This is a genomic window from Shinella fusca (genome assembly GCF_014203155.1).
GTDB classification, from domain to species: domain Bacteria; phylum Pseudomonadota; class Alphaproteobacteria; order Rhizobiales; family Rhizobiaceae; genus Shinella; species Shinella fusca.
This window is the reverse complement of sequence record NZ_JACHIK010000004.1, coordinates 1-20602: the sequence shown is the minus strand read 5'-3', so window position 1 is coordinate 20602 and position 20602 is coordinate 1. Positions and strand designations below refer to the sequence as shown.

Sequence of the window (20602 nt, the reverse complement as noted above, 5' to 3'; positions counted from 1 at the left end):
CTGGTTGGTTGGTATTCAATGCGTGTCCGGCGCACCGTCGAACGTCACGCTAGCATATTGCCGGCGATGATAATGCGCTGGATTTCACTTGATCCCTCGTAAATCCGCATGATGCGCAGATCCCGGTTGATCCGCTCGATGGGAAAGTCGCGGGTGTAGCCGTAGCCGCCGTGAAGCTGCAGCGCGGTATCGGCCACTTTGGCCGCGGCCTCCGAGGCCGCAAGCTTGGCCATGGAGGAGGCGAGCGTGAAGCGGCCGCCCTCGTCATGGGCCTTCTGGCGCTGGCGCGCGGCATCCTGCGAGAGCAGCAGGGCGGAACGGTAGGCGACGCCCATGTCGGCGATCATCCAGCGGATGCCCTGCCGCTCGCTGAGCGGCTGGCCGCCGATCACGCGTTCCTTCGTATAGGCGATGGCGGATGTCATCGCCGCCTCGGCAAGGCCGAGGCACTGGGCGGCGACTTCGATGCGGCCGTTGTCGAGCACCTGCATGGCGGTGCGGAAGCCGCGGCCTTCCTCGCCGAGAAGCGCGTTTTCCGGCAGGTGGCAGTCGATGTTGAGGGTGAAGACGTGGCCGCCCTTGAGGCCCATGGTCTTTTCCGCCGGGCCGGCGTCAAGGCCGGGCGTGCCTTTGGGCAGGATGAAAGCGGAAATGCCGCGATGGGCCTTTTCCGGGTCGGTGACGGCGTAGAGCACGATGAAATCCGCCACCCCGCCGTTCGAGATGAAGCATTTCGTGCCCTTGACGTGCCAGCCGGCATCGGTGCGGCGCGCGCGGGTCTTCATGTCGGCGGGGTCGGAGCCGGCGCCCGGCTCGGTGAGCGCGAAGGCGCCAAGTGCCGCGCCGCTGGCCGCCTTCGGCAGCCATTCCCGCTTCTGCGCCTCGCTGCCGCCGATGAGGATGGAATCGGTCGCGAGATAATGGGCCGTCAGCGCCGAGGCGGTGGAGCCGCACGCGCCGGCGACGATGGACACCGCGCGCAGGAAGGCCGGCGCGGAAATGCCGCTGCCGTCGTATTCTTCCGGCAGGTTCGCGCCCATCATGCCGACGTCGCCGAGGATCTTCAGCTGGCGGTGGACGAAGGCGGAGGTCTCGTCCGTCTCGTGGGCGAGGGGGGCGATCTGCTCGGCGCAGACGCGGGTCAGCACGTCGCAGAACAGCGCCTCTTCCTCGGAAAGCATGTGCCAGTCGTCGCTCATCGGGTCTGCTCCAGTCCGAATTCTTTCAGGATCGCGGCGATGTCGCCGCCAAGGCGCGGGGCGGAGGTGGTGGCGGCGGGCTTCTTCCCGTCGAAAAGCACCGGCTGGCCGATTGTCGGGGCCGTGCCGAGCACCGGATGCGGCAGGTGGCTGACGAGGTTTCGGGCGGCGGCATGTTCGTTGCCGGCGGCCTGCGCGATATCCCAGATCGGCGCGGCCGGAAGGCCCACGGCGGAAAGCGCGGCCACGGCCTCTTCCGTCGTCAGGCCGCGCGACCAGGCCTCGATCAGCGCCTTCAGCTCCGGCTCGTGCGCCGTGCGGCTCTCGTCGCTGGCAAAGCGCGGGTCGCCTGCCGCTTCCGGCGCTCCGATCAGCGCGGCGAGGGCGGCGAACTGCTTGCCGCTGAGGACGGCGATCACCACCTGGCCGTCCTTCGTCGCGAAACAGCCGAAGGGGGTGGAGAGCGGATGGCGGTTTCCGACCCGCTGCGGCAGGGCGCCGGCATAGAAATGCAGCGCATGGCTGGTGGTCAGCATGGAGAAGAGGGCGTCGTACATGGCGACGTCCAGCGTCGCGCCCTGTCCCGTCCGCTCGCGCTGCACCAGCGCGGCCATGATCGACCAGCTCGCGAAGAGCCCGGCGACGAGGTCGGCGATGCTTTCGCCGGTCTTCAGCGGCGCGCCGCCTTCCTCGCCCGTGCCGGCCATCAGGCCGGACATGGCCTGCACCACGAGGTCGTAGGCCGGCAGGTCCTTGAAGGGGCCTTGCTGGCCGAAGCCGGAGATGGAGCAATAGACCAGCCGGGCGTTTGCCGCGCGCAAGGTCTCGGCGCCGAGGCCGAGCCGTGCGGCGACGCCGGGGCGGAAATTCTCGACCACCACGTCGACGCGCCCGGCAATGGCCTGCGCGATCGCCTGGTCCTCGGGGTCCTTGAGGTCGAGCACGAGGCTCTTCTTGCCGCGGTTGTTCAGGGTGAAGAGGGCGCTTTCGCCGTCGCGGAACGGGCCGATATGGCGATAGTCGTCGCCGGCCGGCGGCTCCAGCTTGATGACCTCGGCGCCGAGATCGGCGAGCAGCGCGGTGCAGTAGGGGCCTGCCAGAACGCGGGAAAGATCCAGCACCTTGATGCCGGCAAGAGGCGCGGACGCCTTGTCGCACGATGCCTGCATGTGATGCGCCCTCCCAGCCGATCCACGCCAATATGTATAAACATAACACTTCATATGTCTAGACATATTTTTGTGCTATGTGTGAATCCACCGGTGTGCATCGACCGGCAGGGGGAGGGGCGGATGACCGGAAAGCGATCAGGTTCCGCGGTCGCCAAGGCGCAGGCCATCGCCGCCGAGGTGCGGCGGCGCATCGTCGAGCGCCAATGGCGCCATGGCGACCGCATCCCGGACGAGGCGGACCTCGCCATCGAATTCGACGCCGCGCGCGCGACCGTCAACAAGGCCCTGCAGATGCTGGCGGACGAGGGTTTCCTGGACCGCCGCCGCCGCGCGGGAACGCGCGTCGCCATCCATCACAAGGCGGTCTTCGCCATTCCCGTCGTGCGCGAACAGGTCGAGCAGGCAGGCATGGCCTACAGCCATCGGGTGGTCGCGTACCGGCAAAGCCCCATCCCCGCGGAGATCGCCGCGCGACTCGCCCTGCCGGAGGGCGAGGTGCTGGTTCACATGCGGGCCGTGCACTACGGCGACGGGCGGCCGTTCCAGATCGAGGACCGCTGGCTGAACCCGCAGGCCGTGCCGGGACTGGAGAAGGTGGATCTCGGCCGGTTCAACGCCAATGAATGGCTGGTGCTCAACACGCCCTACCTGCACGCCGATCTCGCCTTCTCGGCAGAGAACGCCGACCGGCGGGACGCGCGGCTGCTCGGGGCGCGTCACGGCGAGGCGCTTCTGGTCCTCCATCGCACGACATGGAACGACCTCGGCCCCATCACCACCGTGCGCGTCGCTTTCCATCCGGGGCATTTCGTCAGCACCGAGGGGCGTTCGGGGTAGACTTTAACGAGGCGCCTGGGCGGAAAGGACGTCGACCTGCTGGGCGCCGACGGTGCCGTCGGCCTCGACGACCGCCCGCCAGCGGCGGTTGCCGCAGCGCACGGAAAGCCGCCAGCGGCCCTCGTCCTCTCCCTCGCCGCGCTCGACCCGCGAGGCGACGAGGCCGCGGCGCATGTAGTCGCGCAATGTCTGCGTCGGCCAGCCGAAGCGCTCGGCCAGCAGGTCCGCCGGCAATACGAATTCGCCCTCCGCATCGCGGGCGAGCGTGAGCGGTCCTTTCGTCATGACAACGCCTCCCGCGAGATCGGCACGATGCCGGTGGTATCCGTGCCGCGGTGGAAGGCGATGGCGAGGCGGAAGGAATGGGCGATGCGCAGCGCCCGGTCGAGGAAGAGGTCGGCGACCTCCGGCGGGCAGAGCCGTTCGACCGTGGCGCGGAAGAGCGAGAGCCAGCGGTGGAAATGCTCCTGCCCGAGTTCGGGGATGGCGAGATGCGGCGGCAGGGGCCGGCCGTCGTAGCGGTCGGTGCGCAGCAGCGTGGCGGACCAGAAGTCGCACATCTTGGCGAGGTGCACCGGCCAGTCCTCTGGCGCGATCACGCCGTTGAAGATCGGGCCGAGCAGGTCGTCCTTGCGGATCTCGTCGTAGAAGCCGTGCACGACGGCGTGGACCATCGCCTCGTCGAGCACCTCCGGCAGGAGCTTGCCGTCGATGACCACGGTGCGGGCGGGAGCGGGCCTTCCTCTCATCGGATCGCCCGGTAGCTGTGCCAGGTGCCGTGGCCGAGCAGCGGGAAGATCACGATGAGGCCGAGAAGCCCCGTCGCAAGGCCGATGAGGGTAAGGACAAGCACGATGGCGCCCCAGGCGAGCATGACCGGCAGGTTGCGGAAGACGAGCGAGATGCTGGTGCCCATGGCGGTGAAGGCGTCGGTCTTCTCGGCCAGCAGCATGGGGATGGCGAAGGTGCTGATGGCGAAGGAGAAGGCGGCGAAGAGCCCGCCGACGGCGGTGCCGACGACGAGCATGCCGAGCCCTTCCGGCGTCGAGGTGAGCATGGCGACGATGTTGTCGAGGCCGGGGAAGGGGCGAAGCCCGACGAAGAGCGCGTAGATGATGACGGCCGCGCGCATCCAGACCAGCATCAGGAGGCACAGGATCGCGCCGGTAAACCAGACTTGCGCGCCCGACTGCGCCTTGACGAAGACCATGCGTGCAAGGCTCGGCTGGATGCCCGCCTCGAGGTCCTGGCTCTTGCGGTAGAGGCCGATGGCCACCAGTGGGCCGACCACCATGAAGCCGGCAAGCGCCGGGAAGAGGATATAGTCCAGCTCCATGCGGAAGAGGCACCAGACGACCGCCGCCGACAGGAGGAAGACGGCAAAGCCGTAGACGAGGCTCGGCAGCGGGGTGCGCCAGAGGTCGCGCCAGCCGGCGGCAAGCCAGCCGAAGGCCGCGCCGGCCGGCAGGTGGCGGCGACGCTGTTCGGCGAGCGGCAGCGGGGCGTCAGCGATCTTTTCGCTCGTGGCCATGGGATGTTCCTCCTTTCAGCAGGACGATTGCGCGGCGCGGAACGTTCCGCCCGCGCCTTCGCTCTTCAGGTGCTGCACGCAGTCGGGCTGCGAGCGCAGCGCGACATGGACGAGATGCGCATTGGCGCCGATGAAAAGCAGCGTGCCGGCGACGACGATGGCAAGCGACGTCCATCGCCAGTTGATGCGCGGTGCCCCGGGGCTTGCGCCGGCACTCATGGGTTTTCCGCCCCGAGCGTGCCGACATAGAGCGCCAGCATCTTGATGTCGACGGGCGAAAGGCGGCCCTCCCAGCTCGGCATATGGCCCTGCCGGCCGGAATAGATCGTGGTGAACACGGTCTGCGCGTCGCTGCCGTAGATCCAGGCCGCGTCGGTGAGGTTCGGCGCGCCGGCATCCGTGCTGCCGCGGGCATCCTCGCCGTGGCAGGCCACGCAGTTCTCGGCGAAGATCTCCTTGCCCGCCGGAATGCGCGTCTTGTCGGCCTCGCCCATCGGCAGGTTGGAGAGCGAGCGCACATAGGCGGCCACCGCGCGCACCTGGTCGGTTTCCAGGATGCCGCCGCGGCCGAAGGCCATCATCTCGGAGACGCGGGTGTCCGGGCTCGTGCCGTTGATGCCGATGCGGATCGTCTCCTCGATCGTGTCCGGATCGCCGCCCCACAGCCACGCCTTGGCGGCAAGGTTCGGGAAGCCGGGCCCGCCGGTGCCGCGCACGCCGTGGCAGGCGGCGCAATTGTCGATGAAGAGCGTGCGGCCCGTCTCGCGGACGTGGTGCATCAGCTCGGGGTCGGCGGCGATGTCGGCAAGGCTCGCTTCAGTGACGCGGCCGGTCCAGGCGGCGCGCGCGGTGGCTGCGTCCTCCACCTGCTTCGTCACCACGGCGCGCTGGTCGATGCCGAGCAGGCCCTTGGTATAGGTGACGCCGACCGGCCAGGCCGGCATGAGGATCCAGTAGACGATGGCGAAGAGCGTGGTGACGGCGAGGAAGAAGAAGACGACGCGCGGAATGGGCGTCTCCAGTTCCTCGATGCCGTTCCATTCGTGCCCGGTGGTCAGCCGCCCGGTGGCGGGATCGTGTCGTTCCGTTGCCATGCCTATTCCCCCGGCCGGTCGTTTTTGTCGAGAATGCTCGTCTTGGCGCGGGTGAAGCGCTTCCGGTTGCCCGGCCAGAGCGTGTAGACGAGGACCCCGGCCGCCATGGCGATGAGGTAGAACAGCCCCCAGCTCTTGGAGACGGCGACGACGCTTTCGTGGTCGATGCCCATGGTCATTCCTCCTTCGCCGCCGTTTCCTGATGGGCGGCCTGCGTGAGCTGGCCGACGATCTGGAGATAGGCGACGAGTGCGTCCATCTCCGTCAGGGTGCCCGGGTTGCCGTCGAAGGCGCGCACGTTCGTCGCTTCGCCGTAGCGCTCGGCAACGCCGCCGGCTTCCGGGCCGTCGGGGTTCGCCTGTCCGCGGGCATCGGCCACGGCGTTCTCGATCATCGCGTCGGTATAGGGCACGCCGACGTCGCGCTGGGCGGCGAGGTGTTCGCCGAGGTCGTCGATCCTGAGCGCGTTGCGTTTCAGCCAGCCGTAGCGCGGCATCACCGATTCCGGCACCACGTCGCGCGGGTTCATGAGATGCGCGACGTGCCAGGCGTCGGAATACTTGCCGCCGAGGCGGGCAAGGTCCGGCCCGGTGCGCTTGGAGCCCCAGAGCATCGGGTGGTCGTATTTCGATTCCACGGCCAGCGAATAGGGGCCGTAGCGCTCCACCTCGTCGCGCAGCGTGCGGATCATCTGCGAATGGCAGGCGTAACAGCCCTCGCGGATGTAGATGTTGCGCCCGGCCAGCTCCAGCGGCGTATAGAGCCGCATGTCCGGTGCCTCCTCCACCGTCTCGTGGATGGTGAAGAGCGGGGCGATCTCGACGAGGCCGCCGATGGAGGCGACGCCGACGATGGCGAGCACGAAGCCGATGGCGTTGCGCTCGATCTTGCGGTGGAAGAATTCCTTCATGATCATTCTCCTGCCTGTGCCGCGCCGGCCTGGCCGTAGAGCGGCACGTCGCCGCCGGCTTCGGCCTTGCGGGCATGGCGCGCCATGCGAATCGTCATGGCGACGTTGACGCAGCACACGACGGCGCCGGTCAGGAACAGGAGGCCCCCGAAGGCGCGGGCGATATAATAGGGGTGCATGGCAACCAGGCTGTCGATGAAGGAGTAGGCGAGTGTGCCGCTGTCGTTATAGGTGCGCCACATCAGGCCCTGGATGATGCCCGAATTCCACATGGCGAAGACGTAGACGACGGTGCCGGCGAGCGCGAGCCAGAAATGCAATTCGATCAGCCTCGGCGAATACATGCGCTCCGTCTTCCACATCCATGGCACGAGGGCGTAGAGCGAGCCGAAGGTGATCATCGCCACCCAGCCGAGCGCGCCGGCATGGACATGGCCGACCGTCCAGTCGGTGTAGTGCGAGAGCGAGTTGACGGCGCGGATCGCCATGAACGAGCCCTCGAAGGTGGAAAGCCCGTAGAACACGGCCGCGACCATCATGAAGCGCAGCGTCGCGTCGTCGCGCACCTTGTGCCAGGCGCCGTTGAGCGTGGCGAGCGCGTTGCCGGCAGAGGCCCAGGAGGGAACCAGCAGCACGAGGGAGAAGGTCATGCCGAGCGTCTGCACCCATTGCGGCAGCGCCGTGTAATGCAGGTGGTGCGCGCCCGCCCACATATACATGAAGGTGATGCCCCAGAAGGAGATGATGGAGAGCCGGTAGGAGAAGATCGGCCGTCCCGCGCGCTTGGGCAGGTAGTAGTACATCATGCCGAGGAAGCCGGAGGTGAGGAAGAAGGCGACGGCGTTGTGGCCGTACCACCATTGCGTCATCGCATCCTGCACGCCGGAGAACAGCGAATAGCTCTTGGCATGGCCGAAGGTGACGGGCACGGCGAGGTTGTTGACGATGTGCAGCACCGCCACGACCAGGATGAAGGCCATGTAGTACCAGTTGGCTACGTAGATATGCGGCTCCTTGCGGCGCTGGAGCGTGCGGATGTAGAGCACGAAATAGGCGACCCAGACGATGACCAGCCAGATGTCGGCATACCATTCCGGCTCGGCATATTCCTTCGATTGGGTGACGCCGATGAGATAGCCGCTCGCGGCGATCAGACAGAAGAGGTTGTAGCCGATCAGCACGAACCACGGGCTGAACTGGTCGGGCAGGCGGGCGCGCGAGGTGCGCTGGAGGACGTGGAAGGACGTGGCGATCAGCGCGTTGCCGCCGAAGCCGAAGATGACGCCGCTGGTGTGCACGGGCCGCAGCCGGCCGAAGCTGGCCCAGGCCGAATCCACGAAGGTCAGCTCCGGCCAGGCGAGAAGCGCGGCGACCCATACGCCGACGAACATGCCGGCGACCGCCCAGGCGAGCGACAGGATGATGCCCACCCGCGTCGGGTCGTCGTAATATTCCGAAAGCCGGCTTTCCGGCGGCTCCGGCGCAAAGAGCGCCGAGAGCACGACGAAGCCGAGGCCGAGGCTGAAGGCGAGAACGATATAGCCGTGCACGGCGAGCGGATCGCCGCGCCCGCCGACCGCCATGGCAAGCCCGGCGAGCGCCAGCGCGCCGAGCACGAAGAGAGCCATATGGCGCTCCGAAACCGTCAATCCCGTGACCATCCGTTTTCCTTCCGTCTTACGCCGCCGCGGCGTCGAGCCCGAGCAGAGGGCCGAGCGTGGCCCTGTTGCGTACGATATCTTCGAGTGTATATTTGTCGAGTACCGCCAGGAAGGCGGCGAGTGCCTCGTGCAGCATTCCCTTGAGCCGGCAGGCCGGGGAGATCGCACAGGACCGGCCGTGTGCCTGCATGCATTCGGTGAGCGAGAACTCCTCTTCCGTTGCCCGCACCAGCGCACCGACCCTGATCTCGCCCGGCGCCATGGCGAGGCGGATGCCGCCGCTGCGCCCGCGCGTCGTCTCGATGATGCCGAGGCCGCGCAGCGTCTGGGCCACCTTGAGGAGGTGGTTGCGCGACAGGCGATAGGCCTCCGCGACGTCGTTGACGGTGCACAGGCCGTCCCGGCGCGAGGCGATGTAGATCAGCATGCGCAAGGCATAATCGGTGTGAAGCGTCATCCGCACGGAATGTCCCCCGGGCCATGGACGGGCCGCATGCGATAAGAGGTATTTGCGATGCCACTTTTAGCGCAACGGACCGCACGGTGAAAGTGCAATAGCGTCGCAGGGGCATCGTGGAGAAACGATGCCGGGGTGCCGGGGAAGGCGGGCGCGCCTTCGCATGTAATTCCCGGCACGCGTCAAATTTAGAATTTAGGAAATCTTGAACTGCACGGGCGTTCCGTTCCGATTTGGTGCAGAGCGATGTATTTTCCGGAATAGTTCCATAACTGTTGTTACGCGATTTTCATGGCGATTGCGGGAACAAAGTTTATTCTACTTTCTTTTCAAGGCGATGATGCTAGTATCCGCTCACCGATTTGCCTAAGCGAGGAAGTGTCTTGTCAGAGATTTCGACAGAACAAGCGCCTTCGCAGGTGCCGCGCTCCAGCCGGCGCCGGGAGCTGATCACCTTCCTCGTTCTCGCCTTCGGCATCTGGCCGGTCGTCGCGGTCGGCGTGGTCGGCGGCTACGGCTTCCTCGTCTGGATGTTCCAGATCATCTACGGGCCGCCCGGCCCGCCCGGACATTGAGGGCGGCGCCATGCGGCACGAGGCACTGTCGAGGCGTGATTTCCTGAGAGGCAGCCGGCGGGCCGGCCCCTTGCGCATCCGTCCGCCCGGGTTTGCCGAGGACGGGGCCGAGGACGGGCTTGCCGCCTGTACCGGCTGCGGCGCCTGCGTCGCGCACTGTCCGGCCGGCATCCTCAGCCTTGCGGACGGCCTGCCGGCCGTGGATTTTGCGGTCGGCGAATGCACCTTCTGCGGCGCCTGCGCGCAGCACTGTCCCGAGCCGGTCTTCGCCGATGGCGTTGCCGGCCGCTTCGACCATATCGTCGCCTTCTCCGCCTCGTGCCTGCCCTTCCAGGGCGTGGACTGCCAGGCTTGCCGGGATGCCTGTCCGACGGGGGCGATCCGCTTTCGCCCGGTGCGCGGCGGGCCTTTCGTGCCGGACCTTGCCGCCGATGCCTGCACGGGCTGCGGCGCGTGCATCGCCGTCTGTCCCGTCGGGGCGGTCGCGGTGGCGCTGCCGGAGATGGAGGCCGCCCATGCCTGAGGTGCGGCGCCATCACATTTCAAGCGCGGTCATCGCCGCAAAGCCGGGCTGCCTCGACGCGGTGCTTGCCGCCCTTGCGGGCTTCGAGAATGTCGAGGTGCACGGCGCGGACAAGGGCAAGGTCGTGATCGTCATCGAGGGGCCGTCGACCGGCGTGCTCGGCGATACGCTGATGCGCATCTCCGTCCTCGACGGGGTCATCGCGGCAAACATGGTTTTCGAACATGTCGAAATGGAAGAGGACGAGGCTGATGGGCAGCGAACTGACGCGGCGTGACATCCTGAAGGCCCAGGCGGCGGGCGTGGCGGCAGCGGCCGCCGGCATCGCCCTGCCCGCGGCCGCCCAGCCGGTGCCCGGCGGGGTGAGCGCGCTGGAAATCAAGTGGAGCAAGGCCCCCTGCCGATTCTGCGGCACGGGCTGCGGCGTCATGGTGGGCGTCAAGGAGGGCAAGGTCGTCGCCACCCACGGCGACATGCAGGCCGAGGTCAACCGCGGCCTCAACTGCATCAAGGGCTATTTCCTCTCCAAGATCATGTACGGCGCCGACCGGCTGACGACGCCGCTCCTGCGCAAGCGCAACGGCGCCTACGCCAAGGACGGCGAGTTCGAGCCGATCACCTGGGAAGAGGCCTTCGACGTGATGGCCCAGCAGGCCAAGAAGGTGCTGAAGGAGAAGGGACCGACGGCGCTCGGCATGTTCGGCTCGGGCCAGTGGACGATCTTCGAGGGCTATGCCGCGACCAAGCTGATGCGCGCCGGCTTCCGCTCGAACAACCTCGATCCGAACGCCCGCCACTGCATGGCCTCGGCCGCCTACGCCTTCATGCGCACCTTCGGCATGGACGAGCCGATGGGCTGCTACGACGATTTCGAGCATGCCGACGCCTTCGTGCTGTGGGGCTCGAACATGGCGGAGATGCACCCGATCCTGTGGACGCGCATCGCCGACCGGCGGCTCGGAAACGAGCATGTGCGCGTGGCGGTGCTCTCCACCTTCACCCACCGTAGCATGGACCTTGCCGATATCCCGGTGGTCTTCAAGCCGGGCACGGACCTCGTCATCCTCAACTATATCGCCAACCACATCATCCAGTCCGGCCGGGTGAACGAGGATTTCGTGAAGAACCACACGAAGTTCGTGCGCGGCGTCACGGATATCGGCTACGGCCTGCGCCCGGACAATCCGCGCGAGGTGAATGCGGCCAATTCGGCCGATCCCGGCAAGACCGAGGCGATCGATTTCGAGGCCTTCAAGGCCTTCGTCTCGGAATACACGCTGGAGAAGGCCGTCGAGATGACGGGCGTGGAGGCCGGCTTCCTCAAGCAGCTCGCCGAGCTCTATGCCGACCCCGACCGAAAGGTCATGTCGCTGTGGACCATGGGCTTCAACCAGCATGTGCGCGGCGTCTGGGCGAACCAGATGGTCTATAACCTGCACCTGCTCACGGGGAAGATCTCCGAACCGGGCAACAGCCCCTTCTCGCTGACCGGCCAGCCTTCGGCCTGCGGCACGGCGCGCGAGGTCGGCACCTTCGCCCATCGCCTGCCCGCCGACATGACGGTGACGAACCCCGAGCACCGCAAGCACGCCGAGGAGATCTGGCGCATCCCGCACGGCATCATCCCGGAAAAACCCGGCTATCACGCCGTCGAGCAGGACCGCATGCTGAAGGACGGCAAGCTCAATTTCTACTGGGTGCAGGTCAACAACAACGTCCAGGCCGGGCCGAACACCTCCAACGAGACCTACCGGGGCTACCGGAACCCCGATAATTTCATCGTCGTCTCGGATGCCTATCCGACGATCACCGCGATGAGCGCCGATCTCGTGCTGCCGGCCGCCATGTGGGTGGAGAAGGAAGGCGCCTACGGCAATGCCGAGCGGCGCACACACGTCTGGCACCAGCTCGTGCAGGCGCCCGGCGAGGCGCGCTCCGACCTCTGGCAGCTCGTCGAGTTCTCCAAGCGCTTCACGACGGACGAGGTCTGGCCGGCGGATATCCTCGCCGCAAACCCGCAATACAAGGGCAAGACGCTCTACCAGGTCCTCTATGCCGAGAGCGACGTCGCCAAGTTCCCGTTAAGCGAGGTCGATCCGGGCTACGACAACAACGAGGCGCAGCATTTCGGCTTCTATCTGCAGAAGGGTCTCTTCGAGGAGTATGCCAGCTTCGGCCGCGGCCACGGCCATGACCTTGCGCCCTACGACACCTATCACGAGGTGCGCGGCCTGCGCTGGCCGGTTGTCGACGGCAAGGAGACGCTGTGGCGCTACCGCGAAGGGTACGACCCCTATGTGAAGCCCGGCGAGGGCGTGAAGTTCTACGGCAACAAGGACGGCAAGGCGGCGATCATCGCCGTGCCCTACGAGCCGCCGGCCGAATCGCCCGACGAGGAATACGACACCTGGCTCGTCACCGGCCGCGTGCTGGAGCACTGGCATTCCGGCTCCATGACCATGCGCGTTCCCGAGCTCTTCAAGGCCTTTCCCGGCGCGCGCTGCTTCATGAATGCGGACGACGCGCGCAAGCGCGGCCTCAACCAGGGCTCGGAAATCCGCATCGTCTCGCGGCGCGGCGAGATCCGTTCGCGGGTCGAGACGCGCGGGCGCAACCGCATGCCGCCCGGCGTGATCTTCGTGCCGTGGTTCGATGCCAGCCAGCTCATCAACAAGGTCACGCTCGACGCCACAGATCCCATCTCGAAACAGACGGATTTCAAGAAATGCGCAGTCAAGATCGAACCCGTCGCATGACCCCCCGTCGCAGGTGGGTCTTCGCCGCGCTCGGCGTGGCCGTCATCGCCACCAGCGCCATGGCGCAGATGGTGCCGCAGCTTTCCGGTCCGGACGGCGACAAGATGCAGACGCTGCCGGCCGACCCGCTGCCGAAATGGATCATCGACGACCTGCGGCGCATGCGCGCCTATCCCGAGCAGCCGCCGATCATTCCGCACTCGATCGACGGCTACCAGCTTTCGGTCAACACCAACCGCTGTCTTTCCTGCCACAAGCGCGAGTTCTCGCAGGATGCCGGCGCGCCGATGATCAGCGTCACCCACTACATGACCCGCGAGGGCCAGATGCTCGCCGACGTCTCGCCGCGCCGCTACTTCTGCACCGCCTGCCATGTGCCGCAGGCCGACAGGAAGCCGCTCGTCGGCAACACGTTCAAGGACATGAGCGAGCTTGGCGTCACCGGCGCGGGAAGCGAGTGACGATGATGGCGCGCATCAAGGCAATCCTCCTCTGGGTCTGGACGATCCTGACCACGCCGGCGGCGACCCTCAGCCTCGCCTTCCTGACGCTCGGGGGCTTCGTCGGCGGCGTCATGTTCTGGGGCGCCTTCAACACCGCGCTGGAGCTGACGAACACGGAGAAGTTCTGCACCTCGTGCCACGAGATGCGGGACAACGTCTATCAGGAGCTGACCAACACGGTGCACTTCACCAACCGTTCGGGCGTGCGCGCCTCCTGCCCGGATTGCCATGTGCCGCATCAGTGGACCGACAAGATCGCCCGCAAGATGCAGGCCTCCAAGGAGGTCTGGGGCAAGATCTTCGGCACGATCAACACGCGCGAAAAATTCCTCGACAAGCGGCTGGAGCTTGCCAAGCACGAATGGGCGCGCCTCAAGGCGAACGACAGCCTGGAATGCCGCAACTGCCATTCGGCCGTGGCGATGGACTTCACCAAGCAGACGCAGCGCGCCGCCGACATCCACTCGAAATACCTCCTGACCGGCAAGGCGACCTGCATCGACTGCCACAAGGGCATCGCGCACGAGCTGCCGAACATGAAGGGCGTCGATCCCGGCTGGAAGATGCCGAGGGAACTGGAGGGCGAGGAGCTGCCGGCCGCCTCGAACGACGCGATCGGCGATCTCCGCAAGGCCGTCGCCAGCGCCCACCAGTTCGTCGCCTTCTGACGTCCGCTCAGGACATGCCGGGGACGAGGAGCAGCTTTCCGGTGGTCTCCCGGCGTTCCATCGCCGCGTGGGCCGCGGCGGCATCGGCGAGCGGATAAACGTTGCCGATCTTCACCTTCAACGCCCCCTCCCCGATCCACCGGAAGAGCTGCTGCGCATGGGCGCGGAAAAGCGCCGGGGTGTGGATGTGGTCGGAGAACACGGCATAGCCGAGCTTGATGCTCTTCGGCAGGCTCATGATGTCGAGCGGCCCCGGTCCGCCGAGCACCGGGCCGTACCAGCAGAAGGTGCCGGACCGCCTGAGCGCGGCCAGCGAGCCTTGGAAGGTCGCCGGCCCCGAGCCGTCATAGACGACGTTCACGCCCTCCCCGCCGGTCAGCGCCAGCACGGCATCGGCGAATTCTCCCTTCGCATCCACGACGACGTACTCGGCGCCGGCTTCCCTGGCGGCGGCGACCTTGGCCTCGGACGAGACCCGGCCGATCACGCGCCCGCCGCGCATCCGGACGATCTGGGTGAGGAGCAGGCCGAGGCCGCCGGCGGCGGCGTGGACGAGCGCGGTGTCGCCCGGCTGCACCGGGTAGAAATCGGTGGCGAAGTGGCTTGCCGTCAGCCCCTGCATCATCACGGCGGCGGCGGTGCGGTCGTCGACGCCGTCCGGAATGGCGACCAGCCCATCCGCCGGTATCGAAAGCCGCTCGGCATAGCTGCCGGGCGCATAGACCCAGGCCACCCGGTCGCCGATGGCAAAGTCCCGCACGCCCTCGCCGAGGGCGAGGATCCGTCCTGCCCCTTCGACGCCCAGAACCTTCGGGTTCGCCGTCTCGGTCCAGGCCATGCCCTGGCGGACGCCGATATCCATGAAGTTCACGCCGGCGGCGGCGATCTCGACGACGACGTGCCCGGGCGCGGCCACAGGTTCGGGGCGGTCGACATGGTCCATGACATCGGTCCCGCCGATGCCGTTCATGACGATGGCTTTCATTTCGTGTCCTTTCTTGACTGTTTATTCCAGAATTAACGAAAATTTTTTGCTCAGGCGATGGCGCGGAGCGTCATCCTGCCCAGCGAGCGCAGGTCGTCGCGGCTCGCCCCTCCCCGCGCTGCAACGCGGATCCCGGCGATGCCGGCGATGAGGAAGTTCGCGATCTCCCCTGCCGTGGCGTCGACGGCGATGTCGCCGTCGGCCTGTGCCTTACGGATACGCTCCTCGGCGGCGGTCTTGAGTTGGAGCCCGGCGGTCTGGCGGAGCGCCGAGAGCTCCTGCCGGCTCTCGCCGAATTCGCAGATCGAGCCGACCCCGAGGCACGCCCGCTGCGCATCCTCGACGACGCGTCCGATCATCGCCCGGATGCCGTCCACCGCGCGGGGTTCGCCGCGCAACGTGGCGATATGGGCGCGCGTCTCGGCGATGGAATAGCGCTCGACGGCGAGGCAGTAGAGCTTCCACTTGTCGCCGAAGGTGTCGTAGAGGCTCTGCCGGCCGATCTTCATCGCCCGCACCAGCATGTCCGTCGACGTGCCCTCGAAGCCGTGCTCCCGGAAAACCCCGATTGCCGCGTCCAGCGCGTCGTCCCTGTCGAATTCCTTGTTCCGTGCCATGAGGGGGATATAGGAATACTGGAACGATCTGTCAAGAATTAGGTTCGGGCCTCAGATCGCGACCTGCTCGCCGAGTTCCACGACGCGGTTGGCCGGCAGGCGGAAATAGTCCGACGGGTCGATGCCGAAATCGGCGAGCGCGATGTAGAGCCGCTCCTGCCAGGCCGGCAGGCCGACCGTCGGCGAGCGCACGAGGTTGCGCCGGCCGAGATAGAACGAGGTCTGCATGATCTCGAACTTGAAGCCCTTCTTGCGGCAGAGGCTGAGGGCCTTGGTGATGTTCGGCTCCTCCATGAAGCCGAAGGTGAGGTCGATGCGCAGGAAGCGGTCGCTGAGCGTCTGCATGGCGATGCGGTTTTCCTCCGGCACGTAGGGCTTGTCCTGCGTCCAGACGGTAAGGATGACGTTCCGCTCGTGCAGGACGTGGTTATGCTTGATGTTGTGCAGGAGGACTGCCGGGGTGCGATCCGGCACGCTGGTCAGGAACACGGCCGTTCCGGGCACGATGGCGGGGGCATGGGCGGACTTCTTGTCCAGCGCGGCAATGAAGTCGGTGAGCGGGACGTCGTTCTGCGCTGTCTTGTCCTTGAGGTACTTCGTGCCGCGCGTCCATGTCCACATGACGATCATGATGGAGAGCGCGAGCGCCACCGGCACCCAGCCGCCGTCATGGATCTTCAGGAGGTTCGCCGCCAGGAACACGCCCTCGATCATGAGGAGCGGCAGGAGGAGCAGCGTGGCGGTGACGGTGGAATAGCGCCAGATCTGCCGCAGGAACTGGTGCGCCATCAGCGTCGTGACGACCATCGCGCCGGTGACCGAGATGCCGTAGGCCGTCGCCAGCGATTCGGAACTGCGGAAGGAGAAGATGAGGACGATGACGCCGATGAAGAGGACCCCGTTGACCGCCGGAACGTAGATCTGCCCGGTATTGGTCTCGGAGGTGAACTTGATCATCAGGCGCGGCAGGAAGCCGAGGTGCACGGCCTGGCGGGCAAGCGAGAAGGCGCCGGTGATCACCGCCTGGCTGGCGATGATGGTCGCCATGGTGGCGAGGATGACGATGGGCAGCAGCGCCCAGTCGGGATAGAGCAGGAAGAACGGATTGGCGACCGCCTCCGGATGGGTGAGGATCAGCGCGCCCTGGCCGAGATAGTTGAGCGCGAGCGCCGGGAAGACGAGGATGAACCAGGCGATCTGGATCGGCTTGCGGCCGAAATGGCCGAGGTCGGCATAGAGCGCCTCGGCACCGGTGACGGTGAGGAAGACGGCGCCGAGCACGATCAGCCCGACGCTGCCGGCATGGGTGATGAACCAGAGCGCGTTCAGCGGGTTGAGCGCTTCAAGGATCGTCAGGTCGTCGCCCATGTGGATGAGGCCGCCCCAGGCCATGGCGAAGAACCAGAGCACCATGACCGGGCCGAAGAAGTTGGAGACGGCGGCGGTGCCCTTCGACTGGACGAGGAAGAGCCCCACCATGATCGCCGCCGACATGGGCAGCACGTAGCCGGCAAAGGCCGGCGTCACGAGGTTGAGGCCTTCGAGCGCCGACATGACGGAGAGCGCGGGGGTGATCATCGCATCGCCGATGAAGAGCGCCGCGCCGATGACGCCGGCGAAGAAGAGGACCGGCAGGTAGCTGCCCGACTTCTTCATGAGAAGGGCGAGCAGCGAGAGCGTGCCCCCCTCCCCGTCGTTGTCGGCGCGCAGCAGGAACAGCACGTATTTGAAGGTGACGATGACCGTCAGCGTCCAGACCATCAGCGAGATGAGGCCGATGACGACGTCCTGCCGGACGACCCCGTTGGCCACGAACGGCCGCAGCGCCTCGCGGAAGGCATAGAGCGGGCTGGTGCCGATGTCGCCGTAGACGACACCGATCGAGCCGAGAAGCAGCACAAGGAACTTGCGCAGTTCGGGTTTGTCGCCGGCGGCGGCGTGCAACGATGTCATGGAATGGATCCCTGCGATCTGCTTGGTGAGCGGGAATATGGTGCAAAGCACAATCGCTTGCAATGCGGTCCGGTTCCGGGCCCGCGCGGCCAGCTTGAAATTATATCGTGATACGATATAATGGCGATCTTGGATGGAGACCCGAAGCCATGTCCGAAAACCTGGAAAGCCTGAAAGCCGAGCTTCTCGAACTGGACCGCCAACTCCAGCTTGCCGCGCGCCCTCAGGCGCACGGGCCGGAGGCCGCCGCCACGCCTCCCTCGGGGCAGATGGCGGCGCTGAAGAGCAAGCTCGACGAGCGGCTGGGCAGCCTCGACGGCAATGCGTGGCAGCTTCTTCTCCTCGAATGGCGCTACGATTTCGCGCTGCTCTTCGACCATGCCCGCCAGTGGATGAGCCAAGTGGATTCCGGGTTCAACACGGAACCGGCCGGCCAGTCCCCCACGCAGGGCTCCGTGCTCCCGCGCTGAGAAGCGCGGCGGCCTTGGCCGCCGCCGCCGCGGCAGCGCCGCTCAGCCGGCCTTGCCGGCTTCCGCCTTTTTCGGCCCGAGATAGGGCTTCCGCTCGTTTTCCAGCGCATTGGCCGCATGGCGAAGCCGCAGCAGGTCCTTGCGGGCCAGGAGGCCCTGCAGGCGTCCCGTCTGCGGATCGACGATCGGGATGCGGCCGACATCGGCGGCGAGCATCAGGTCGGCGACGTAGCCGATCGTGTCGTCGGGATGGGCGACGGGCACCGACGTGTCGGAGACGTGATCGTCGAGGGTCTGCTTGTCCGGCGTCCGGTCCTGCTGCCAGCGCAGCGCGTCGCCGCGCGAGACGAGGCCCTTGACCAGCCCGTCCGCATCGACGACCGGATAGACGCGGTGCGTGCGCGCCGTCTCGGCGAAGAAGGCGGAGGCCGCCTCGACCGTCATGTCGGCCGGCAGCGTGTCGACCTCGCCGATCATGATGTCGCGCGCCCGCGTGTATTCGAAGGGATCGATGCCGTATTCGCGGGTGATGTGCTGGCCGCGGCGGGCGATCTTTTCCGTGAGGATCGACCGGCGCAGGAGGAGCACGGTCACGGCATAGGCCGAGACCGTCGCCGCCAGAAGCGGCATCAGGATCGAGACGTCGCCGGTCAGCTCCATCGCGAAGAACGTGCCGGTCAGCGGCGCGCGCATCGTGCCGCCCATCATGGCGGCCATGCCGAGCAGCGCCCAGAAGCCCGGGTCGCCGGGCAAGACGAGGCCGATCAGCCAGCCGAGCGCCCCGCCGAAGATGAGGAGCGGCGCAAGCACGCCCCCCGATGTGCCGGAGGAGAGCGAGACGAGCCAGACGGAGGCCTTGACCACGAGGATCGTCAGCACCGCCTGCGGCAGCAGCCGGCTGTTCAGCAGGCCGTCGATGATGTCGTAGCCGACGCCGAGCACGCGCGGCTCGATCAGGCCGCCGAGGCCGACGATGGCGCCGCCGATGGCCGGCCACCACATCCAATGGATGGGCAGCGCCTCGAAGGTGTCCTCGATCTTGTAGAGCAGCGCGGTGAAGAGGCCGGACTGCAGGCCGGTGACGATGCCCATCAGCGCGCAGAGGCCGATGACCCACCAGGGCAGGTCCATGTGGAACTGCTTGGGGAAAAGCGCGCCGCTGCCGAACAGGAAGGGGCGCCAGCAGGCCGACACGCAGGCCGCGACGGCGACCGGAATGAAGCTGCGCGGCTTCCATTCGAAGAGCAGGAGTTCGACGGCGAGCGTCACGGCGGCGATCGGCGAGCTGAAGATCGCCGTCATGCCGGAGGCGGCGCCGGCGACCAGCAGCGTCTTGCGCTCGGCCGAACTCAGGTGGAAATACTGGGCGAAGAGCGAGCCGATGGCCCCGCCCGTCATGATGATCGGGCCTTCCGCGCCGTAGGGGCCGCCCGTGCCGATGGAGATCGCCGAGGAGAGCGGCTTCAGCACCGCGACCTTCGGCGACATGCGGCTGCCGCCGATGAGGATCGCCTCGATGGCCTCGGGAATGCCGTGGCCGCGGATCTTCTCCGATCCGTAGCGGGCCATCAGGCCGATCATGAGGCCGCCGATGGCCGGCACCGCGACCATCCACAGCGAGCGGTGGGCTTCGCCGGGCGTGGCCGGGCCGATGCTGAACTGCCCAAACCAGGCGAGGTTGGTGACGAGCGCGATGAGATCCAGCAGCAGCCGGGCGGAGAAGGCGCCGGCGGTGCCGATGATCAGCGCCATGCCGATCAGCGCGAGGACGCGCCTGTCCGTCGTGAAGTCTCCGGCCTCGCGCCGGGCAAGGCCCCCGGTGAAGTCGTGCGGCCGGTGAGGGCTTTTCTGTTGCGGCATGCTGCGTCCTGTCGCTTGCGTTCTGGTGGAGGCCGCCAATATATCGTACTGCGATATAAATCAACAGGTGCCGTGCCGAAGCGACGACATCGGGCCGGCCTACACGTTTGCGGCGCAATGGGTTAAGGCTGGTTGCACGCGTCACGGAAAGCAGGGATGGGGGAATGCCGAAGGAAAAACTGACCGATGCCGACTACGAGGGCCTGTCCAACCTGCGCTACACGCTGCGGCGGTTCATGGATTTCAGCACGTCGGCGGCCCATGGCGAGGGGCTGCCGCCCCAGCAGCATCAGGCCCTGCTGGCGATCCGCGGCTATCGGGAGGGCGAGGCCATGACAGTGGGCAAGCTCGCCGAGCGCCTGCTGATCGCGCCCCATTCGGCGACAGAACTGGTCGGCCGGCTGGTTGCCGCCGGCTATGTGCGCCGCCGCACCGATCCGGCCGACCGCCGCCGCCAGACGCTGGAACTGACCGACAAGGCCGACGACGTGCTCGAACGGCTGACCGCCATCCACCTCACCGAGATCCGAGAAATGGCCCCTCGCCTCATCGATATCCTGATGCGGCTGCAGGAGGCGCGGGAGGCGAACGCGTAAAGGCTGCCCGTTGCCGAAGGCGGGCTCCGACCTCATATAATGACGAATTCAATCCCAACCGGAGCGTACCCGTGAGCAATCCGTATGAGGTTCTTGGCGTTTCGGCGAGCGCCTCGCCGGCCGAGATCCAGAGTGCCTACCGCAAGCTTGCCAAGAAGCTGCACCCCGACCTCAATCCGGGCGACAAGTCGGCGGAGGAGAAGTTCAAGGAGGTGGCGGCCGCCTACGACCTTCT

At 66.8% G+C, this 20602-nt stretch carries 25 protein-coding genes; 10 read left to right on the top strand and 15 right to left on the bottom strand.

What is annotated here, in order from left to right:
* Positions 1 to 44 precede the first annotated feature (44 nt).
* On the bottom strand, positions 45 to 1199 hold the full coding sequence (locus HNQ66_RS07115) for an acyl-CoA dehydrogenase family protein (protein WP_184142314.1): 1155 nt from the start codon (positions 1197 to 1199) through the stop codon (positions 45 to 47).
* Entirely contained in the window at positions 1196 to 2368 is a 1173-nt protein-coding gene (locus HNQ66_RS07110; protein WP_184142312.1) for a CaiB/BaiF CoA transferase family protein, read from the bottom strand. Before HNQ66_RS07110 ends, HNQ66_RS07115 begins: the two co-directional genes overlap by 4 nt.
* Before the next feature lie 123 nt (positions 2369 to 2491).
* Between HNQ66_RS07110 and HNQ66_RS07105 the strand changes: the two genes are divergently transcribed.
* Positions 2492 to 3208, top strand: coding sequence for a histidine utilization transcriptional repressor HutC (locus HNQ66_RS07105; protein ID WP_184142310.1), 717 nt, complete (start codon positions 2492 to 2494; stop codon positions 3206 to 3208).
* A gap of 3 nt (positions 3209 to 3211) precedes the next feature.
* Here the strand turns inward: HNQ66_RS07105 and HNQ66_RS07100 are convergent, their stop codons facing one another.
* Genes HNQ66_RS07100 through HNQ66_RS07060 form a run of 9 tightly spaced genes read right to left on the bottom strand, consistent with a single transcriptional unit; the run spans position 3212 to position 8861 of the window.
* The gene (locus tag HNQ66_RS07100; protein WP_184142308.1) at positions 3212 to 3493 is read right to left on the bottom strand and encodes a DUF6522 family protein; all 282 of its coding nucleotides are present in this window, start codon (positions 3491 to 3493) and stop codon (positions 3212 to 3214) included.
* Entirely contained in the window at positions 3490 to 3957 is a 468-nt protein-coding gene (locus tag HNQ66_RS07095) for a group III truncated hemoglobin (protein WP_184142306.1), read from the bottom strand. Before HNQ66_RS07095 ends, HNQ66_RS07100 begins: the two co-directional genes overlap by 4 nt.
* Positions 3954 to 4739, bottom strand: coding sequence for a DUF2189 domain-containing protein (locus tag HNQ66_RS07090; RefSeq protein WP_184142304.1), 786 nt, complete (start codon positions 4737 to 4739; stop codon positions 3954 to 3956). The genes HNQ66_RS07095 and HNQ66_RS07090 overlap by 4 nt, the downstream gene beginning before the upstream one ends.
* A gap of 15 nt (positions 4740 to 4754) precedes the next feature.
* Positions 4755 to 4958, bottom strand: coding sequence for a hypothetical protein (locus HNQ66_RS07085; protein WP_184142302.1), 204 nt, complete (start codon positions 4956 to 4958; stop codon positions 4755 to 4757).
* The gene (gene ccoP / locus HNQ66_RS07080; RefSeq protein WP_184142300.1) at positions 4955 to 5833 is read right to left on the bottom strand and encodes a cytochrome-c oxidase, cbb3-type subunit III; all 879 of its coding nucleotides are present in this window, start codon (positions 5831 to 5833) and stop codon (positions 4955 to 4957) included. Before ccoP ends, HNQ66_RS07085 begins: the two co-directional genes overlap by 4 nt.
* A 2-nt stretch (positions 5834 to 5835) precedes the next feature.
* Complete coding sequence (locus HNQ66_RS07075; protein ID WP_184142298.1) at positions 5836 to 6006, bottom strand: cbb3-type cytochrome c oxidase subunit 3; 171 nt, start codon at positions 6004 to 6006, stop codon at positions 5836 to 5838.
* 2 nt (positions 6007 to 6008) lie between these two features.
* The gene (ccoO, locus tag HNQ66_RS07070) at positions 6009 to 6743 is read right to left on the bottom strand and encodes a cytochrome-c oxidase, cbb3-type subunit II (protein ID WP_184142296.1); all 735 of its coding nucleotides are present in this window, start codon (positions 6741 to 6743) and stop codon (positions 6009 to 6011) included.
* Between the two features lie 2 nt (positions 6744 to 6745).
* A complete protein-coding gene (gene ccoN / locus HNQ66_RS07065; protein ID WP_184142294.1) occupies positions 6746 to 8404 on the bottom strand; it encodes a cytochrome-c oxidase, cbb3-type subunit I in 1659 nt (552 codons plus the stop codon).
* A gap of 16 nt (positions 8405 to 8420) precedes the next feature.
* Positions 8421 to 8861 (bottom strand): Rrf2 family transcriptional regulator, encoded by a 441-nt coding sequence (locus HNQ66_RS07060; protein ID WP_210308703.1) that lies wholly within the window; start codon positions 8859 to 8861, stop codon positions 8421 to 8423.
* A gap of 392 nt (positions 8862 to 9253) precedes the next feature.
* Here HNQ66_RS07060 and napE point away from each other — a divergent pair, with 392 nt between their 5' ends.
* From napE to HNQ66_RS07030, 6 genes are read left to right on the top strand one after another with little or no spacing between them, the layout of a single operon-like run.
* Positions 9254 to 9436 carry a periplasmic nitrate reductase, NapE protein gene (gene napE / locus HNQ66_RS07055; protein WP_343059465.1) on the top strand — a complete coding sequence of 61 codons (183 nt, stop codon included), beginning with the start codon at positions 9254 to 9256 and terminating at the stop codon, positions 9434 to 9436.
* A 10-nt stretch (positions 9437 to 9446) separates the two neighbouring features.
* Positions 9447 to 9959 carry a ferredoxin-type protein NapF gene (gene napF, locus HNQ66_RS07050; protein WP_184142288.1) on the top strand — a complete coding sequence of 171 codons (513 nt, stop codon included), beginning with the start codon at positions 9447 to 9449 and terminating at the stop codon, positions 9957 to 9959.
* On the top strand, positions 9952 to 10236 hold the full coding sequence (locus HNQ66_RS07045; RefSeq protein ID WP_184142286.1) for a chaperone NapD: 285 nt from the start codon (positions 9952 to 9954) through the stop codon (positions 10234 to 10236). Before napF ends, HNQ66_RS07045 begins: the two co-directional genes overlap by 8 nt.
* Entirely contained in the window at positions 10211 to 12715 is a 2505-nt protein-coding gene (gene napA, locus HNQ66_RS07040) for a periplasmic nitrate reductase subunit alpha (protein WP_184142284.1), read from the top strand. Before HNQ66_RS07045 ends, napA begins: the two co-directional genes overlap by 26 nt.
* Complete coding sequence (locus HNQ66_RS07035) at positions 12685 to 13176, top strand: nitrate reductase cytochrome c-type subunit (protein ID WP_184142282.1); 492 nt, start codon at positions 12685 to 12687, stop codon at positions 13174 to 13176. The genes napA and HNQ66_RS07035 overlap by 31 nt, the downstream gene beginning before the upstream one ends.
* Before the next feature lie 5 nt (positions 13177 to 13181).
* Positions 13182 to 13886, top strand: coding sequence for a cytochrome c3 family protein (locus HNQ66_RS07030; RefSeq protein WP_184143261.1), 705 nt, complete (start codon positions 13182 to 13184; stop codon positions 13884 to 13886).
* A 7-nt stretch (positions 13887 to 13893) separates the two neighbouring features.
* Here HNQ66_RS07030 and HNQ66_RS07025 read toward each other — a convergent pair whose 3' ends face one another.
* Genes HNQ66_RS07025 through HNQ66_RS07015 form a run of 3 tightly spaced genes read right to left on the bottom strand, consistent with a single transcriptional unit; the run spans position 13894 to position 17441 of the window.
* Positions 13894 to 14871, bottom strand: coding sequence for a quinone oxidoreductase family protein (locus HNQ66_RS07025; protein ID WP_184142280.1), 978 nt, complete (start codon positions 14869 to 14871; stop codon positions 13894 to 13896).
* 50 nt (positions 14872 to 14921) lie between these two features.
* Entirely contained in the window at positions 14922 to 15488 is a 567-nt protein-coding gene (locus HNQ66_RS07020; protein ID WP_184142278.1) for a TetR/AcrR family transcriptional regulator, read from the bottom strand.
* Positions 15489 to 15539: 51 nt separating this feature from the next.
* Positions 15540 to 17441 carry a potassium transporter Kup gene (locus tag HNQ66_RS07015; RefSeq protein WP_184142276.1) on the bottom strand — a complete coding sequence of 634 codons (1902 nt, stop codon included), beginning with the start codon at positions 17439 to 17441 and terminating at the stop codon, positions 15540 to 15542.
* A 149-nt stretch (positions 17442 to 17590) separates the two neighbouring features.
* Here HNQ66_RS07015 and HNQ66_RS07010 point away from each other — a divergent pair, with 149 nt between their 5' ends.
* Positions 17591 to 17911, top strand: coding sequence for a hypothetical protein (locus tag HNQ66_RS07010; RefSeq protein WP_184142274.1), 321 nt, complete (start codon positions 17591 to 17593; stop codon positions 17909 to 17911).
* Positions 17912 to 17953: 42 nt separating this feature from the next.
* On the opposite strand, the gene HNQ66_RS07005 is transcribed toward HNQ66_RS07010, so the two are convergent.
* Positions 17954 to 19771 carry a chloride channel protein gene (locus HNQ66_RS07005; protein ID WP_184142272.1) on the bottom strand — a complete coding sequence of 606 codons (1818 nt, stop codon included), beginning with the start codon at positions 19769 to 19771 and terminating at the stop codon, positions 17954 to 17956.
* A gap of 164 nt (positions 19772 to 19935) precedes the next feature.
* On the opposite strand from HNQ66_RS07005, the gene HNQ66_RS07000 reads away from it, so the two are divergent.
* Positions 19936 to 20367, top strand: coding sequence for a MarR family winged helix-turn-helix transcriptional regulator (locus tag HNQ66_RS07000; RefSeq protein ID WP_184142270.1), 432 nt, complete (start codon positions 19936 to 19938; stop codon positions 20365 to 20367).
* 71 nt (positions 20368 to 20438) lie between these two features.
* The coding region (locus HNQ66_RS06995) for a DnaJ domain-containing protein (protein WP_184142268.1) at positions 20439 to 20602 on the top strand (164 nt) is incomplete at its 3' end.